The organism is Streptomyces sp. JJ66, assembly GCF_019303495.1.
Classification (GTDB): domain Bacteria; phylum Actinomycetota; class Actinomycetes; order Streptomycetales; family Streptomycetaceae; genus Streptomyces.
Genome location: NZ_JAEVFI010000003.1, coordinates 51157 through 67438 on the forward strand (window position 1 = coordinate 51157; position 16282 = coordinate 67438).

The window sequence follows — 16282 nt, forward strand, 5'->3', positions numbered from 1 at the left end:
GGTTCACCGGATCGGGCGGTGGACGTCTGTGTGGGTGGTGGGGCCGGGGGTGGTGGCGGCGATCCAGGGGCCTGCTGTGGAGGGGTCGATGATGCCTTCCTCCAGCCAGGTGTAGGCGTCGTTCAGGATGCCGTGGACGACCTTGCGGTCGAGGTCGTCGGTGTTGCTCCACAGGCGGGTGAAGAGTTCCTCCACGCGTAGCCGGGACTGGTGGCAGAAGGCGTCGGCCAGTTGGTACGCCTCGCGGCCGTGGTCGCCGTCCCGGGAGAACTTTTCGGCGCGGACGCAGGCGGCGCTCATCGCGAAGAGTTCGGCGCCGATGTCCACGACGCGGGCGAGGAAGCCCTGCTTGGTCTCCATCTTCCCCTGCCAGCGGGACATGGCGTAGAAGGTGGCGCGGGCGAGCTGGCGGGCGTGGCGTTCGACGTAGCGCAGGTGTTCCCCGAGGGGGCCGAACTCCCGGTAGGCGGCGGGGAGCTGGCCGGGACCGGTGAGGAGCTTGGGGAGCCAGCGGGCGTAGAAGCCGCCGGCCCGGGCGCCTGCCTTGGCTTTGTCGGCCAGGGTCTTCTCCGGGTCGATGAGGTCGCCGGCGACTTTCAGGTGGGCGTCCACTGCCTCGCGGGCGATCAGGAGGTGCATGATCTCGGTGGAGCCTTCGAAGATGCGGTTGATCCGCAGGTCGCGCAGCATCTGCTCGGCGGGGACGCCGCGTTCGCCACGGGCGGCGAGGGAGTCGGCCGTCTCGTAGCCGCGTCCGCCGCGGATCTGGACGAGTTCGTCGGCCATGAGCCAGGCCATCTCGGAGCCGTAGAGCTTGGCGAGGGCGGCTTCGATGCGGATGTCGCCCAGGTCCTCGTCGGCCATCTGGGAGGAGAGGTCGAGGACGGCTTCGAGGGCGAACGTGGTGGCGGCGATGAAGGACATCTTCGCGCCGACCGCCTCGTGCCGCGCCACGGGTTTGCCCCACTGGACGCGGGCGGCCGACCACTCGCGGGCGGTTTTCAGGCACCACTTGCCCGCGCCGACGCACAGCGCGGGCAGCGACAGGCGTCCGGTGTTGAGCGTGGTGAGCGCGATCTTCAGGCCCGCGCCCTCCGCGCCGATGAGGTTGGCGGCCGGGACGCGCACCTGGTGGAAGCGGGTGACGCCGTTCTCGATGCCGCGCAGGCCCATGAACTGGTTACGGTGTTCCACCGTGATGCCGGGGGCGTCGGCTTCCACGACGAAGGCGCTGAGGCCGCCCCGGTGGCCGTCGGTCTTCGGGACGCGGGCCATGACGACGAGGAGGTCGGCGATGACGCCGTTGGTGGTCCAGAGTTTGACGCCGTCGAGGACGTACTCGTCGCCGTCGGGCGTGGCCGTGGTGGCCAGGCGGGCGGGGTCGGAGCCGACGTCGGGCTCGGTGAGCAGGAAGGCGGAGATGTCGGTGGTGGCACAGCGCGGCAGGAAGCGGTCGCGCTGCTCCTGGGTACCGAACGCCTTCAGCGGCTGCGGCACGCCGATCGACTGGTGGGCGGAGAGCAGTGCTCCTATGGCGGGGCTGGCCGAACCGGCGAGGGCCAGCGCCTTGTTGTAGTAGAGCTGGCTCAGGCCCAGGCCGCCGTACTGGGTCTCGATCTTCATGCCGAGCGCGCCGAGCGCGCGCAGGCCGCCCACGACGTCGTCGGGGATGCGGGCCTCACGTTCGATGAGGCCGCTGTCAACCTTCGTCTCGCAGAACTCGCGCAGGGCGGCGAGGAATTCCTCGCCACGGCGGACGCTGTCGGCGTCGGGCTGTGGGTGGGGGTGGATGAGGTCGAGGCGGAAGCGGCCGAGGAACAGTTCCCTGGCGAAGCTGGGCTTGTGCCAGTCCTGCTCGCGCGCGGCTTCGGCGACGTCGCGCGCCTCGCGCTCGGAGACGTCGCGGGGGCTGGCGCTGGGGGTTTCGGCGGACATCGGCTCACCTCGTCGGGTCGCGGGTCCCGGTCACCTGCCGGCCGGTGCTACTGAGGCGTATGTACCCGATCCGGCGGGTTCATGCGAGGTGTGCCGCGGGAAGTGCGGCCGAACGTGGACGTGTCCCGCCCCGGCGTCCGAGGGCGGCCCGGCGCGCCGACGGTGGGGGTACGGACGTCGGCGGGCGCTGCGGAGGGCGGCGGAAAGGCCCGCCACGGGCCGGGGGGAGAGACCGGTGGCGGGCCGGTAGCGGGGCGCCGGGGGCGGGCACGACCGCACCCCGGCGCGGGCGTCACAGGTCCAGGCCGGTGAGGACCAGGACGCGCTCGTAGGTGTAGTCCTCCATCGCGAAGCGGACGCCCTCGCGGCCGACACCGGACTGCTTGGCGCCGCCGTAGGGCATCTGGTCCGCGCGGTAGGAGGGGACGTCGCCGACGATGACGCCGCCGACCTCCAGCTGGCGGTGGGCGCGGAAGGCGGCCTGGACGTCGTGGGTGAACACGCCCGCCTGGAGGCCGTACTTGGAGTTGTTGGCGGCGGCGAAGGCGGCCTCCTCGCCCTCCACGCGGGTGAAGCTCATGACGGGGCCGAAGACCTCCTCGCAGCCGAGCTGGGTGTCGGCGGGGACGTTCTCCAGGACGGTCGGCGCGTAGGTGGCGCCGTCGCGCTTGCCGCCGGTCAGCAGGCGGGCGCCCGCGTCGATGGCCTCGTTGACCCAGGACTCCACGCGCTGGGCGGCGTCCTCGCTGACGAGCGGGCCGACGTCGGTGGTGTCGTCGGTGGGGTCGCCGAGGCCGAGTGCCTCCACCGCGGCGACGACCTTCGGCACCAGCCGGTCGTAGACGGCCGCGTCGGCGATGACGCGCTGGACGGAGATGCAGGACTGTCCGCCCTGGTAGTTGGAGAAGGTGGCGATGCGCTGGGCGGCCCAGTCGAGATCGGCCTCGGCGGTGAAGTCGCCCAGGACGATGGCCGCGCCGTTGCCGCCGAGTTCCAGGGTGACGCGCTTGCGCGGCACGGAGTCGAGGATGGCGAAGCCGACGGGCTCGGAGCCGGTGAAGGAGATGATGGGCAGCCGCTCGTCCTGGACGAGGGCGGGCATCTTGTCGTTGGCGACCGGCAGCACGGACCAGGACCCGGCGGGCAGGTCGGTTTCGGCGAGCAGTTCGCCGAGGACGAGCGCGGAGAGCGGCGTGGCGGGGGCGGGCTTGAGGATGATCGGCGTGCCGACGGCGATCGCGGGGGCCACCTTGTGCGCGCACAGGTTCAGCGGGAAGTTGAACGGTGCGATGCCCAGGACGGGGCCGTGCGGGAAGCGGCGGGTGAGGGCCAGGCGGCCGGTGCCGCCCGCGTCGGAGTCCAGGCGCTGGGCTTCGCCGCCGTTGAAGCGGCGGGCCTCGTCGGCGGCCCAGCGGAAGACGGACACGCAGCGCGCGACCTCCCCTCGGGCCCACTTGATGGGCTTGCCGTTCTCGGCGGAGATGAGGCGGGCGATCTCCTCGGAGCGCTCCCCCAGGCGGCGCACCACGTGGTCGAGGGCGGCGGCGCGCACGTGGGCGGGAGTGGCGGAGAACTCGGCGGCGACGGCGGTGGCCGCGGCGACGGCCTCCTCGACCTGCGCGTCGGTGGGGACGCTGGCCCGGCCGACGGTCCGGCCGTCCCAGGGAGAGGTCACGTCCAGGGTGTCGTCACCGGTCGCCTCGCGGCCGGCGAGCCAGAACGGGTGCGTGGAAGTCGCTGTGGTCACTGCGAGTACCGGCCTTCCGGGTCGTCATGGAACGGGTGCGTGAGAGCCACGGTAGGGGCAGGGGGCCGCAGGGCGTCTTGTCCGGGACGGCGTAGTGGGCGCGCGTGTCGCTCCGGTTCGGCAGGTGCCCGCGCCGTGACTGCGTGACTGATCTAGACATGTCAGCGCGTCAGGGTGCCGCCGCACGTGGCGGTCCCCCAGCGTCTCGCTCCGGGCACCACCGCCGCCCTCTCCGCCCTGGCCTCGGCCGCACTACGCCGGGACCATGGCCGCTGTCGAAGGTAGGTCCCACGGTACTCTGCGCTGAGGGCCGGGGACGTGACCGGAAACTGATCCGGCCAGAGCACGGCCAGCAGGCCGACCGCGTACACCACCCCGGTCGCGGGCCGTCCCCGTGCGGCGCGGGGTCTCAGCGGGCGTCCGGCGGGGTAGGGGCGTGGGTGGCCTTCAGGGCGAGCCACAGCTCCATGCGGACGTCGGGGTCGTCCAGGGAGCGGCCGAGGATCTCCTCCACCCGGCGCATGCGGTAGCGCAGGGTGTGGCGGTGGACGCCGAGGTCGGCCGCGGCGGCGTCCCACTGGCCGTGCCGGGACAGCCAGGCCCGCAGGGAGGCCACCAGGTCGCCACGGCCGCTGGCGTCGTGCTCACGCAGCGGACGCAGCATGCCGTCGGCGAACGCGCGCACCGCATCGTCGGCGAGCAGCGGCAGCACCGAGCCCGCGGCCATCTCCTCGTGTTCCACCAGGTTCGCCCCGCGCCGCCGGGCCACCGAGAGCGCCTGTTCGGCCTGTTTGAAGGCGGTGGCAGCGCCGGTGATCCCGGTGGGGGCGGAGACGCCGACGGCCAGCGCGGTCTGACTGTCCTCCCCGGCGCCCCCGGGACTTCCCGTACTCCGCGCCCGCTCCGCGCAGGCGGCGATGGCGGCGCCGCCGTCCGCCGCGAGGAGTACCAGCCGCGGGCCGTCGGGCACCGCCAGCACGGACTCGCCGCTGCGCGCGGCGGCCGCCTCCACGGCGTCGGCCAGCGCGCTGAGTGCCTCGGTACCGGGGCCGTGGGCCGGGCCGGGGGACTCCGCGACGGCGAGGCGCAACGGGGCGTCGAGCAGCTCGCCGTACAGCGTTCCGGCGACGGCGCGGGCGTGCTCGGCCTCTTTGGCCATCAGCATGCGCAGCACCGCACCGCCCAGCCGCTGCTCGGCTTCCCGCAGCGCGCGGGAGCGCTCGGTGGTCAGCGTCAGCAGGGCGATCGCGGAGTTGACGGCGTAGCGCTCGGCGGTGCCGGGGGGCGCGCTGGTGCCGACGGCGAGCACGGCGCGGATGCGGCCTCCGGAGCCGATGGACTGCAGCTCCACCCGGTCGTCGGCTGAGCCGCCGTCGGCCGGGTGGGGCACGCTGACCACGGCGCTGGCCGGGGCGGGACGGTCGCGCAGCCGCTCGACGTCGCCGGTGAGCCGCACGGCGCGGCGCGCGGCCCAGGCAGGGGCCGTGGCCACCAGCGCGCCGGAGACGTCGAACAGGGCGGCCCAGCCGCGCACGTGGGTGGCGAGGCGGCCGAGCAGGGCGGCCGGGCCCTCGGCGGCGAGCGCGGCGCGGGTGAGGTCACGCTGTGCCTCGAAGCCGGCGGTCACCGAGCGGTACTGCTCGGCGGCGATGGCGGCGGACACCGCCTTGGTGATGGCGATGAACGGGGTGCGGCGGGGCACTTCCAGCAGCGGGAAGTCCTCCTCGCGGGCGGCCTCGACCAGGGCGTCGGGGACGTGCGCGTAGTTGACGCCGGCGGCGAAGCCGAGCCCGACCACCCCGGCGCGCGTCAGCCGCCGCACGTAGCGCCGCATGGCGTGGGGGTCCTCGGCGTCCAGCTTCATCGCTGTGACGAGCAGCAGTTCGCCGCCGTCCAGGTACGGAACCGGGTCCTCCAGCTCGCTGACCTGCGCCCAGCGGACGGCCGCATCCAGGTGACCGGCGCCGGTCAGGACGGTGAGCTTGAGCGCCGAGTGCTGGACGAGCGAGCGGAGCGTGGGCTGCATGGCGGCGGACCCGTTCTGCGGCCTGCTGCGGCCTGCGGCTGTCGGGGAGGAGACGGGGAGGATCAGGACAGGACAAGCTGATTTTAGCCGTACAGTAGTGCGGCACTCCCCCGATTACTCCTCACTGTACGGGCTCGCCGTCCCCCAGCCGGGCCAGCAGCGGCGGGCTCGCCGCGCCCGTGACCGAGGTGAGGGACAGCACCGCGTGGCCGGGCGGGACCTGGTGGGCCAGGTCGGAGGCGGACCAGCGTTCCCGGCGCTCCCGGCGCACCGTGACGGAGGTGGTGGTGGCGCGCACGCCGGTGAACGCGGTGCGCACCGCGCGCACGCCCCGGCGCAGGGTGCCGCCGGAGACATCGGGGTTGCGGGTGACGTCCTCGGCTTCCACCCACTCCTGGCCCCAGGCGTGCGCGAAGACCTCACCGTCCCAGGTGGTCACCCCCGAGAGCGCCACCTTGCAGCCGACGGTGCCCACCAGCGCCGCGCGCAGCTCCCGCGGCACGTCGTCCAGCGTGCGCAGGGTGAGCAGCGCGCCCGCGTTCGCCGAGCGCAGCCGCCGCAGGCCGCGCACCGCTTCGGGGGTGACGGTGTGCTCGGCGTCGTCCAGCACCAGGCAGGCGAACAGCGAGCGGTCCTCGCGCGCGGTGACCCCGGCGGTGAACTGGGCGAGCACCATGCGCGCGAGGATGCGCGCGGCCTCGGCGTGGCCGCGCTCGGGCAGGTCGATCCGCACCCGCAGCGGATGCTGGAGGGTCCGCAGGGAGAAGGGGTGCGGGCCGGTGCCGGGGCGGGCCGGGGCGGGCGGGCTGCCGAAGAATCCCTCGAACGCGGGGCGCAGCAGCACGGCGACGCGGTCGGCGAGCAGGGTGGCGGCGTCGTCGGGGCGGGCGGCGTGCCGGGCGCGGGCGTCCAGTTCCCGCTGCTGGCCGAACTCCCCGGCGGTGTCGAGCGCTGCGCGCAGGGCGGCGACGGCGACGGGGTTGCCGTCGAGCAGGTCGCGCAGCTCGCGCAGGGGCGGGAAGCGGCCGTGGGCGGCCTGGTAGGGGCCGAGCAGCTGGGCGAGCGCGGCGGCAGCGGCGCGGCCGGTGGCCTGGGCAACGCCCGGGCGCCGGTCGGCGGTGTCCGGGCCGAGCAGGGCCTCGGTGAGGAGGGCGGCGGCCTCGTCGGGGTCGGTGGTGCCGCCGTAGGGGTCGAGGGCGTGGGTGGAGCGCGGGTCGCCCGGGCGGACGACGATGTCGAAGGCGTCCTCGGGGCCGAGTGCGGCGCGGGCGGTGCCGACGGCGACGACAGCGGCCTGCCCGGCGAGCGCCTGGAGGCACAGCGCCTCGACTGCCGGGCGGACCACGCGGGCGGTCTTGCCCGATCCTGGCGGGCCGACCGCCAGCAGCGAGGTGCCCAGGAGTGCCGGGTCCAGCGCGAGGGCGCAGGCGCGGTGCTGATAGGGGTTGCGCCGGTCGTCCAGCGCGGCGCCGATGCGGACCTGGCCGGTGAGCAGGTCGTGCCGCGCGGTGCGCACCGGCAGGTCGCGCGCGCCGGAGGGGTGGAGGAACGCGGCGGCGCCCCGGTCGCGTGCAGCGCGGGCGAAGGCGGGCAGCTGGTCGGGGCGGGACCGCAGGCCGCGCCACACCTGCTCGATGCGCACGTAGTCCAGGTCGGTGGCCCGGCCGGAGCACACGTCACCGGTGAGCCGGTCGGCGGCGTCGGTGAGACCGGCCGCGCGCAGCTCGGGCCACTCCTCCAGCCGGGCGTGCGGGTCACGCTCGGGCATCGGCGTCCACGGCCGCCCAGCGGTCCCGGCCGCACCGGCACCCTCGCGCCGCAGCAGACGGCGCCAGCCGCCCGCCCGCGCGGCCAGCGCCAGCAGCGCGAGGGTGAACAGCACGTAGTAGACGTTGTAGGCGACGACGTACGGCGTGGTCTCGGCAGGCGTGCGCCAGCTCTCCGGCGTCACCCACTCCAGCGGCGCCAGCCAGAACGTCCAGCCCCCGTCGCTGAAGCACAGCACCCACACCAGGACGGCGGCGAGCAGCGCGAGCAGGGCCCGGCGGTAGCGGCGCGGAACGGCGAGGAGCCGCCCGGCCCGCGCCACCTGGCGGCGCCGGTGCTCGGGCGCGTACCGGCGCCACACCTGCCGCCAGCGGCCGAAGTGGGCGGCGAGCCACACCATGGGCGCCAGGAGCAGCAGTTCGACGGCGTAGGAGAGCAGCAGGGTCAGGGTCGCGGAGCCGCCGCCGTCGTACCAGGAGGTGGGCAGCGCCGCGTAGACCCAGGCGATGAACGGCAGGTATTCGTTCCGCGTCAGCGATCCCACCAGCAGCAGGCAGACGGCCGCCAGCATTGCGCCGCCCAGGAGTTGACGCTCGGGCAGGTCCCCGGGCTCGTCGGCTGGACGCGGGCGGTAGCCGTAGCGCCAGATGCCGGGGCCCGCCTCGGGGCGCGGCGTGCGCAGCCAGGCGACCAGCGGCGCGGTGGCCTCCGGAGCCTGCCGGGGCATGGGTGGCGCGGCGGGCGGTGGGGGTACGGCGTCCACCTCCCGGCCGCGCTCGCCGTGCGCCGCCCCGAAGACCCCTGGCCCGCCACGGAAGGCCCCGCCGGGCGCCGGGCCGCCCCGAAACGCACCGCTGTGGGAGGAGGCGCCGGAGGCTGAACCGCCGTGGGGGTGGTTGCCGTCGTGCGGGCCGCCGGGGTGGGGGGTGCCGCCGGGGTGTCCGCTGCCGTGCTGTCCGCCGTAGGCGCCGCCCGCGCCGCCGTCCGCGCTCATCTGCCGTTCCGCCCCCTGCCGCCCGGGTGTTGGTGCCTTGCACGCTGCGTTCGCGGCCCCCAATCTAGACCTTCCACGCCCCGCCCACGCGGCCTCGCCCGGCCGTCGGCCGACCCCCGCGCCGACCTGTCCGCCGTGGCCAAGCCGACCTGTCCGCCGTGGCCAACACGCCCCGCCGACTTTTACGCAGCGGTGCATGTCCCGCCCTGGTGGCTGGCCCTAGCCTGCGAGGAGCGGCCCACACCTTCTTCCCTGTTCTTCCGGTTTCTCCGGTTTCCCACCCTCAGCAAGGAGAGCGCGATGACCTCTACCACCCCGCAGTCCGCCCAGGCCGGGGGTCCGGCGCTGCCGCAGGAGCGCCGCGTCGTGACGGCGATCCCGGGGCCGAAGTCCCAGGAGCTGCACGCGCGCAAGCTCGCGTCGGTGGCGGACGGTGTCGGTAACGTGCTGCCGGTCTACGTCCAGCGGGCCGGTGGCGGCGTCGTCGAGGACGTCGATGGCAACTCGCTCATCGACTTCGGTTCCGGGATCGCCGTCACCTCGGTCGGCAACAGCGCCGAAGCGGTGGTGCGCCGCGCTGCCGAGCAGCTGGCCGACTACACCCACACCTGCTTCATGGTGACGCCGTACGAGCCGTACATCGCCGTCGCCGAGGCGCTGGCCGAGCTGACGCCGGGCGATCACGCCAAGAAGTCCGCGCTGTTCAACTCCGGCGCGGAGGCGGTGGAGAACGCGGTGAAGATCGCCCGCGCCTACACCAAGCGCCAGGCCGTGGTCGTCTTCGACCACGGTTACCACGGCCGCACCAACCTGACGATGGCGCTGACGTCGAAGAACATGCCGTACAAGCACGGCTTCGGCCCGTTCGCGCCCGAGGTGTACCGCGTCCCGGTCGCCTACCCCTACCGCTGGCCTACCGGTCCGGAGAACTGCGCCGAGGAGGCCGCTGCGCAGGCCATCGACCAGATCAGCAAGCAGGTCGGGGCCGAGAACGTCGCCGCGATCGTGATCGAGCCGGTGCTGGGCGAGGGCGGTTTCATCGAGCCCGCCAAGGGCTTCCTGCCGCGCATCGCGCAGTTCGCCAGGGACCACGGCATCGTCTTCGTCGCGGACGAGATCCAGGCGGGCTTCTGCCGTACCGGCCAGTGGTTCGCCTCCGAGGACGAGGGCCTGGTCCCGGACCTGATCACCACCGCGAAGGGCATCGCCGGGGGGCTGCCGCTGGCGGCCGTGACCGGGCGCGCGGAGATCATGGACGCCGCGCACTCCGGCGGTCTCGGCGGCACTTACGGCGGCAACCCGGTGGCCTGCGCGGCCGCGCTGGGCGCCATCGAGACGATGCGCGAGCTGGACCTGTGTGCCCGGGCCAAGCGCATCGAGGAGGTCATGAAGCCGCGGCTGGCCAAGATCGCCGAGAACCAGCCGGCCATCGGTGACATCCGCGGCCGTGGTGCGATGATCGCCATCGAGCTGGTCAAGCCCGGCACCAAGGAGCCGGACGCCGAGCTGACGGCGAAGCTGGCCAGGGCCTGTCACCAGGCCGGTCTGCTCATCCTGACCACCGGCACCTACGGCAACGTGGTGCGCTTCCTGCCGCCGCTGGTCATCGGTGAGGACCTGCTGAACGAGGGCCTGGACGTCCTGGAGAGCGCCTTCGCCGAGCTGGCCTGAGCCGCGCCGGAGCCGCCCGCGCGGCCCCGGCCACTGGCAGCGGCAGCGGGCCGCGTTAGCCGCCGCTGCCGGTGGTGAAGGAGATGTGGGGAGCCGATGGCCGTTCGGTCAGCGGCCTCCCCTCCTCCCCGGCCGTGCCGTACGGTCGGGGAGGGATGGACGCACCACCTCGCCCGCACGGGAGTGCGGGCACCACCGGGCGCACGGCCGCTGCCGCGCGGCCCGGTCGCACGCACCCGCGTGCGCCTCTGTGATCGGACCGCCGCCCGCCCCATACCCCCCGGGGCGCGCGGTGACCGGTCCCAGCACGGCCGTCCGGGAATGCTCCCCCCTGTTCCCGGGCGGCCGTTCGCGCGTAGGGGGCGGCGTCCGGGTGCGGCCGTTAACCGGCGGGGAAGAGCGCCGGTTCCGTCAGCGGACGCCGGGGAGGGGCGGGGCGGCGGCGTCATAGCTGGCGGAGCTGCCGGGTTCGCTGTACTCGTCGCCGTACTCCGGTTCCTCCGGGAGCCAGGCGCCGGACAGCATGAGGATGAGCAAGGTGGCGAACAGCGCCGCGAGCACGGTGCCGACGATGCCCAGGATCAGCCCGGTCGTGGCCTGCCCCGAGCCGTGCGCCTCGCCCCGGTTGATGCGCTTACGCGCGACGACGCCCAGGATGATGGCGACCGGGCAGCAGATGATGCCGAGGAAAGCACCCCCCATCGTGAGCGTCAGCGCCATCCCGACGATGCCCACCACCATGGCGGCGGTGCAGATGCCGCTCGTGGGCGGCGGGGCGGGCAGCGGCCAAGCCGGCGCCGGATGGCCGCCGTAGCCGTGGGGCGGCGGGGCGTACGCGGTGCCCGGATGGCCATACCCGTATCCGTAGCCGCCGCCGGGACCGCCCGGCGGCGGCCCGGGCGCGTACCACGCGCCGGGCCGGGGGCCGGGGGCAGCGGGCGGCGGTGAGGGGGCGGGCGGTACCGGGGGTACCGCCGAGCCGCCCTTGGTGAGGGACGGCGGCTGCTGTGGTGGCCCGGGCGGTGAGCTGGGGGCGTGCACCGGCGCGGTGAGCGTGTGCTGTGCGGGGAGCGGGGAGCGCGCGGCGGCGTCCTGCGGCGCACGCTGCTCCGGCGACTCCCCCGGGGTGCCCGTCGCGTTCCGCACGTGCCGCGTTCCGTCCGTACCCGCGACGTCGCCCGCCTGGCCGTCGTGGGCGCTCCTCGCCCCGAGTCCGTCCGCTGTGTCCTCCGGCATGGGCCAGTCCCCTCCCCTTCGCGTTCCTCACCTCATCGTATGCGTCGTGACCACGGCCGCCGCCTACGATGGCTGGCGGCCACGAGGGCCGCGCCACCCCGGAGGTTTCCCCTTGTCCCAGCCCACCGACCTGACCGTCCCGCCCGAGCTGTCCGGCTTCATCGCCGGGCTGCCCAAGGCGGAGCTGCACGTCCACCACGTGGGCTCCGCCTCGCCGCGCATCGTCGCCGAACTCGCGGCCCGCCACCCGGACGCGAAGGTCCCCGCGGACGAGCGGGCGCTCGCCGAGTTCTTCACCTTCCGCGACTTCGCCCACTTCATTGAGATCTACCTCTCCGTGGTGGACCTCATCCGGGACGCCGAGGATGTGCGGCTGCTGACCTACGAGATCGCGCGCGAGATGGCGGGCCAGAACATCCGCTACGCGGAGCTCACCGTCACCCCGTTCAGCTCCACCCGGCGCGGCATCCCCGAGGTGGCGTTCATGGAGGCCATCGAGGACGCGCGCAAGGCTGCCGCGAGCGAACTGGGCGTGACCCTGCGGTGGTGCTTCGACATCCCCGGCGAGGCGGGCTTGGAGTCGGCCGAGGAGACGGCACGCCTGGCCTGCGACCTGCGCCCGGAGGGTCTGGTGGCCTTCGGGCTCGGCGGCCCGGAGATCGGCGTCCCCCGGCCGCAGTTCAAGCCCTACTTCGACCGGGCGATCGCGTGCGGGCTGCGCAGCGTGCCGCACGCGGGCGAGACAACGGGGCCGCAGACGATCTGGGACGCCCTCACCCACCTGCGGGCCGAGCGCATCGGCCACGGCACCAGCGCGCCCCGGGACCCGCGCCTGCTGGAGCACCTGGCGGAGCGGCGCATCCCGCTGGAGGTGTGCCCGACGTCGAACATCGCCACCCGCGCGGTGCCGGTGCTGGACGAGCACCCGGTGCGGCAGATGGTGGACGCCGGTGTCCTGGTGACGATCAACAGCGACGATCCGCCGATGTTCGGCACCGACCTGAACACCGAGTACGCGATCGCGGCGCGGCTGCTGGGCCTGGACGCCACGGGGCTGGCCGGGCTGGCGAAGAACGCCGTGGAGGCGGCCTTTCTGGACGCGCCCGCGAAGGCGGCCCTGGCAGCGGAGATCGACGCGTATCTGGCCGCGTACCTCGCCTCGCGCGGCGCGTCGCTGCCCACGCCGTAACGCGCCTGGGCTTCCCCCGTCAATCCTGCGAGCGCCGAGCGCGGGCCGGGCCAGCCAGGGGCGGACCCCGGCCGGGAACACGGTGGGGCCGGGGCACAGTGCGCGCTCCGTCCCGGCCCCACCGCGCGGATCGCCGCTTACAACGCCGTCATCACGTGCTTGACGCGGGTGTAGTCGTCGAAGCCGTAGGCCGACAGGTCCTTGCCGTAGCCGGACTTCTTGAACCCGCCGTGCGGCATCTCCGCGACGAGCGGGATGTGCGTGTTGATCCATACGCAGCCGAAGTCCAGCGCCTTCGACAGCCGCATGGCCCGGCCGTGGTCGGTGGTCCACACCGAGGACGCCAGCGCGTACTCGACGCCGTTGGCCCACCGCACGGCCTGCTCGTCCTCGGTGAAGCGCTGCACGGTGATGACCGGGCCGAAGACCTCGTTCTGGATGATCTCGTCGTCCTGCTTCAGGCCGGAGACGACCGTGGGGGCGAAGAAGTAGCCCTGGTCGCCGACGCGTTCGCCGCCGGTCTCCACCTTGGCGTGGGCCGGGAGGCGGTCGATGAAGCCCTGCACCTTCTCCAGGTGGACGGAGTTGTTCAGGGGCCCGAAGAAGCAGTCCTCGTCCGTCACGTCGCCGGTCTTGACCTCGGCGGCGGCCTTGGCGAGCGCGGAGACGAACTCGTCGTGGACACTGTCGTGGACCAGCACGCGGGTGGCGGCGGTGCAGTCCTGCCCGGCGTTGAAGAACCCGGCGTCGCGGATGCCCTCGACGGCGGCGGGGATGTCGGCGTCGCCGAAGACGACGACGGGCGCCTTGCCGCCCAGCTCCAGGTGGACGCGCTTGACGTCCCTGGCGGCGCTGGCGGCCACCTCCATGCCCGCCCGTACCGAGCCGGTGATGGAGGCCATGGCCGGGGTGGCGTGCTCGACCATGAGGCGGCCGGTGTCCCGGTCGCCGCAGACGACGTTGAAGACGCCCCGGGGCAGGATCGAGCCGATGACCTCGGCGAGGAAGACGGCGGAGGCCGGTGTGGTGTCCGAGGGCTTCAGCACGACGGTGTTGCCCGCCGCGATGGCCGGGGCGAACTTCCACACGGCCATCATCATCGGGTAGTTCCACGGCGCCACCTGGGCACAGACGCCGACGGGCTCGCGGCGCACGAAGGACGTCATGCCCTCCATGTACTCGCCCGCCGACTTGCCCTCCAGCATGCGGGCGGCGCCCGCGAAGAACCGGATCTGGTCGAGCATCATCGGCAGCTCTTCCTGCCGGGTCAGCTCCAGCGGCTTGCCGGTGTCCTGGCACTCGACGGCCAGGAGTTCGTCCGCGCGCTCCTGCAGGGCGTCGGCGATCTTCAGCAGCGCCAGCTGCCGGGTGCCGGGGGTGGCGTCGCGCCAGGCGGGGAACGCCGCTTCGGCGGCGGCCATGGCGGCGTCCACGTCGGCGGCGGACGAGAGCGCGGCGAGCGCGTAGGGCTCACCCGTCGTCGGGTCCACCACCTCGGTGGTCCGCCCGTCAGCGGCGTCCCGGAACTCGCCGTCGATGTAGTTGCGCAGCCGACGCAGCTCGGTGGTCACGTCAACACCCTCCCGCTCACGTTGTCCGATGGGTGAGATTCCCACCCTAACCGCGATGCCCGCAACACCCGGGTGGAGCAACCTCGGCCGTGCCCGCGCCCGGCACCGCCACCGGAAGGCACCTTCCTCCGTACCGTGCAGGAATGGCTTCCCCTGACACCTCCGAGCGCCCCGAGGCCGCCGCCCCGCCGCCCGCCGGCGCCCCGCTGCTGGCCGCCGCGGGGCTGTGTTACGCCTACGGCGGGTCCAGCGCGCTGCGCGGCGTCTCGCTGAGCGTCGCCGAGGGCGAGATCCTCACCGTCACCGGGCCGCGCGGCTCGGGGAAGACGACGCTGCTGCGCTGCCTGAACGGCTCCCTGCTGCCCGAGAAGGGCGAAGTGACGTTCGCCGGGCTCGCCGTCCACACCCTGCCCCCGCGCGACCGTGAGCGGCTGCGCCGGGACCGGTTCGGCTGGGTCGGCACCGAGCCCGCCCTCGTCCCGGAACTGACCGCGTGGGAGAACGCCGCGCTGCCGCTGCTGCTGGCCGGTGCCTCCTCCCGGGAGGCGCGGCGCACCGCACTGGAGTGGCTGGAGCGGCTGGACGTCGCCGCGTGCGCGCGCAAGCGGCCCGCCGCGCTGCCGCAGTCCGAGCGGCAGCGGGTGGCGGTGGCCCGGGCGCTGGTGCACCGGCCGCAGGTCCTGTTCGCCGACGAGCCGGACGCGCCGCTGCACTCCGCCGACCGCGCCCAGGTGCTGCGCGCGCTGACCACCGCTGCCCGCACCCACGGCGTCACCGTCGTACTGGCCAGCCTGGACGCCGCCGTGCTGCGCGCGGACGCTACCGAGGACGCCGCCGAGGACGGCGCCGCGAGGCCCGGGCACGCGCTGGCCGACCGCACCCTGACCCTGCTCGACGGCCGCCCCGTGCCGCCGGGTGCCGCGTCGGCCCGGTCCGCCACCCCCCACCGTGAGGACGGTGCCGCGTGCTCGCTCTCCGTCTGATGCGCGGCGCGCGGCCGCTGGCCCAGCTGCCGCGCCTGCTGGTGGTCGCCGCGGCGGCCGGGGTCGGTTTCCTGCTGCTGTGCGCGCTGAGCTACGCCGTGGCCCATCCCGGGGTGAGCGGGGCGGCGCTGCCCCGGCTGCTGTGGTGTCTGGTGCCGCTGGCCGCCACCGTGCAGCTGGCGGTGATCGTTGCCCGCACGGACCCCGGGCCGCGCACCCGGGCCGCGCTGGAGGTGGTGGGGCTCGGCTCAGCCGGGCTGCCGGTGCTGGCCGCGGTGCAGGCCGCCGTGTGCACGCTGCTGGGCAGTGCGCTGGCCCTGCTGGTGTACCTGCACCTGCGCGGGGACGTGCCCGGGGTGCCGTCGGCGGGGGCCGGGGAGCTGGTGGCGGCTGGGCGTCCGGTGCCGGTGGCCGCCGCGCTCACCCTGCTGCTGGTGGTGCCCATGGTGACGGCGGCGGCCTGCGCGCTGGCCCTGCACCGGACCGCTGGGCACCGCTCGGCACGGCCCCAGCCCGTGGCGCTGGACCGCGCCGGGCCGCCGCCGCCCGTGCCCGCCTCTCTCTCCTACGGCACCGCGCTCGTCGGCCTCGGCATCGCGCTGGAGACGTACGCCGCCAGGGTGGACGGCACCCCGGTGCCGCTGCCGGGCGCGGGGGCGGGCCCGGGTCCGGGTGTCGTCGCCGGCTGGCTGCTGACCGCCGTCGGGCTGGTGCTGGCCGGGCCGGGGCTGACCCAGCTGGCCGGGCGGCTGCTGGCGGCGTTCCGGCCGGGCGCGGTGCGGCTGCTGGCCGGGCGGGTGCTTCAGGAGGAGGCGCCCTGCCTCGGGCCGCCGCTGGGGGTGCTGTGCGCCACGGCGTGCGGTGTCATCGCCGCCGTCCACCTCTACGGGCCTGGCCGTCCGTTCGGGCCGCTGACGGTGCTGGGCGTCGCGGTGGTGCTGGCCTGCGCGGTGACGGGCGTGCTGACGGCCCTCGCCGCTGCGCGCGGCATGCTGGCTCCGGCCCGGGCGGCGCTGGCGCAGCTGGGCGCGACGCGGGAGCTGATGCGGCGGGCGGCCGTGCTGCGCGCCGGGGCGGTGCTGGCCCTGCTGGCGCCGGTGACGTGGGGGGTGGCGGTGCTGGCCGCGCTGCCGCTGGGCCGCTGAGCTGCCGGGCCGCCGGTC

The 16282-nt window shown here is 74.7% G+C and carries 10 protein-coding genes; 4 read left to right on the forward strand and 6 right to left on the reverse strand.

The window, feature by feature from the left end; translation table 11 throughout:
• Positions 1-3: 3 nt before the first annotated feature.
• The 4 genes from JJV70_RS03770 to JJV70_RS03785 all read right to left on the reverse strand — a co-directional run bounded on the left by JJV70_RS03770 (position 4) and on the right by JJV70_RS03785 (position 8469).
• Positions 4-1935 (reverse strand): acyl-CoA dehydrogenase family protein, encoded by a 1932-nt coding sequence (locus tag JJV70_RS03770; protein ID WP_219046239.1) that lies wholly within the window; start codon positions 1933-1935, stop codon positions 4-6.
• A gap of 292 nt (positions 1936-2227) precedes the next feature.
• Positions 2228-3682, reverse strand: coding sequence for an aldehyde dehydrogenase family protein (locus JJV70_RS03775; RefSeq protein ID WP_219046240.1), 1455 nt, complete (start codon positions 3680-3682; stop codon positions 2228-2230).
• 409 nt (positions 3683-4091) lie between these two features.
• Positions 4092-5708 (reverse strand): PucR family transcriptional regulator, encoded by a 1617-nt coding sequence (locus JJV70_RS03780; RefSeq protein ID WP_219046241.1) that lies wholly within the window; start codon positions 5706-5708, stop codon positions 4092-4094.
• A 121-nt stretch (positions 5709-5829) separates the two neighbouring features.
• Positions 5830-8469, reverse strand: a complete 2640-nt coding sequence (locus tag JJV70_RS03785) for an ATP/GTP-binding protein (RefSeq protein WP_257573317.1) — start codon at positions 8467-8469, stop codon at positions 5830-5832.
• 300 nt (positions 8470-8769) lie between these two features.
• On the opposite strand from JJV70_RS03785, the gene gabT reads away from it, so the two are divergent.
• Positions 8770-10140 (forward strand): 4-aminobutyrate--2-oxoglutarate transaminase, encoded by a 1371-nt coding sequence (gene gabT / locus JJV70_RS03790; protein ID WP_219046242.1) that lies wholly within the window; start codon positions 8770-8772, stop codon positions 10138-10140.
• A gap of 411 nt (positions 10141-10551) precedes the next feature.
• Here the strand turns inward: gabT and JJV70_RS03795 are convergent, their stop codons facing one another.
• Complete coding sequence (locus JJV70_RS03795) at positions 10552-11376, reverse strand: DUF4190 domain-containing protein (RefSeq protein WP_219046243.1); 825 nt, start codon at positions 11374-11376, stop codon at positions 10552-10554.
• A 112-nt stretch (positions 11377-11488) separates the two neighbouring features.
• Between JJV70_RS03795 and JJV70_RS03800 the strand changes: the two genes are divergently transcribed.
• Entirely contained in the window at positions 11489-12565 is a 1077-nt protein-coding gene (locus tag JJV70_RS03800) for an adenosine deaminase (RefSeq protein ID WP_257573318.1), read from the forward strand.
• A 137-nt stretch (positions 12566-12702) separates the two neighbouring features.
• Here JJV70_RS03800 and JJV70_RS03805 read toward each other — a convergent pair whose 3' ends face one another.
• Complete coding sequence (locus JJV70_RS03805) at positions 12703-14136, reverse strand: gamma-aminobutyraldehyde dehydrogenase (protein WP_219046245.1); 1434 nt, start codon at positions 14134-14136, stop codon at positions 12703-12705.
• Positions 14137-14279: 143 nt separating this feature from the next.
• On the opposite strand from JJV70_RS03805, the gene JJV70_RS03810 reads away from it, so the two are divergent.
• Together JJV70_RS03810 and JJV70_RS03815 are read left to right on the forward strand one after the other, a co-directional pair.
• Entirely contained in the window at positions 14280-15119 is an 840-nt protein-coding gene (locus tag JJV70_RS03810; protein WP_219046246.1) for an ABC transporter ATP-binding protein, read from the forward strand.
• A complete protein-coding gene (locus JJV70_RS03815; protein ID WP_219046247.1) occupies positions 15101-16264 on the forward strand; it encodes a hypothetical protein in 1164 nt (387 codons plus the stop codon). The genes JJV70_RS03810 and JJV70_RS03815 overlap by 19 nt, the downstream gene beginning before the upstream one ends.
• Positions 16265-16282: the final 18 nt, after the last annotated feature.

Excerpts from the sequence above, each read along its gene's own strand:
- JJV70_RS03770 (WP_219046239.1), bottom strand. The coding sequence starts at position 1,935 with ATGTCCGCCGAAACCCCCAGCGCCAGCCCCCGCGACGTCTCCGAGCGC.
- JJV70_RS03780 (WP_219046241.1), bottom strand. The coding sequence starts at position 5,708 with ATGCAGCCCACGCTCCGCTCGCTCGTCCAGCACTCGGCGCTCAAGCTC.
- JJV70_RS03785 (WP_257573317.1), bottom strand. The coding sequence starts at position 8,469 with ATGAGCGCGGACGGCGGCGCGGGCGGCGCCTACGGCGGACAGCACGGC.
- gabT (WP_219046242.1), top strand. The coding sequence starts at position 8,770 with ATGACCTCTACCACCCCGCAGTCCGCCCAGGCCGGGGGTCCGGCGCTG.
- JJV70_RS03795 (WP_219046243.1), bottom strand. The coding sequence starts at position 11,376 with ATGCCGGAGGACACAGCGGACGGACTCGGGGCGAGGAGCGCCCACGAC.
- JJV70_RS03810 (WP_219046246.1), top strand. The coding sequence starts at position 14,280 with ATGGCTTCCCCTGACACCTCCGAGCGCCCCGAGGCCGCCGCCCCGCCG.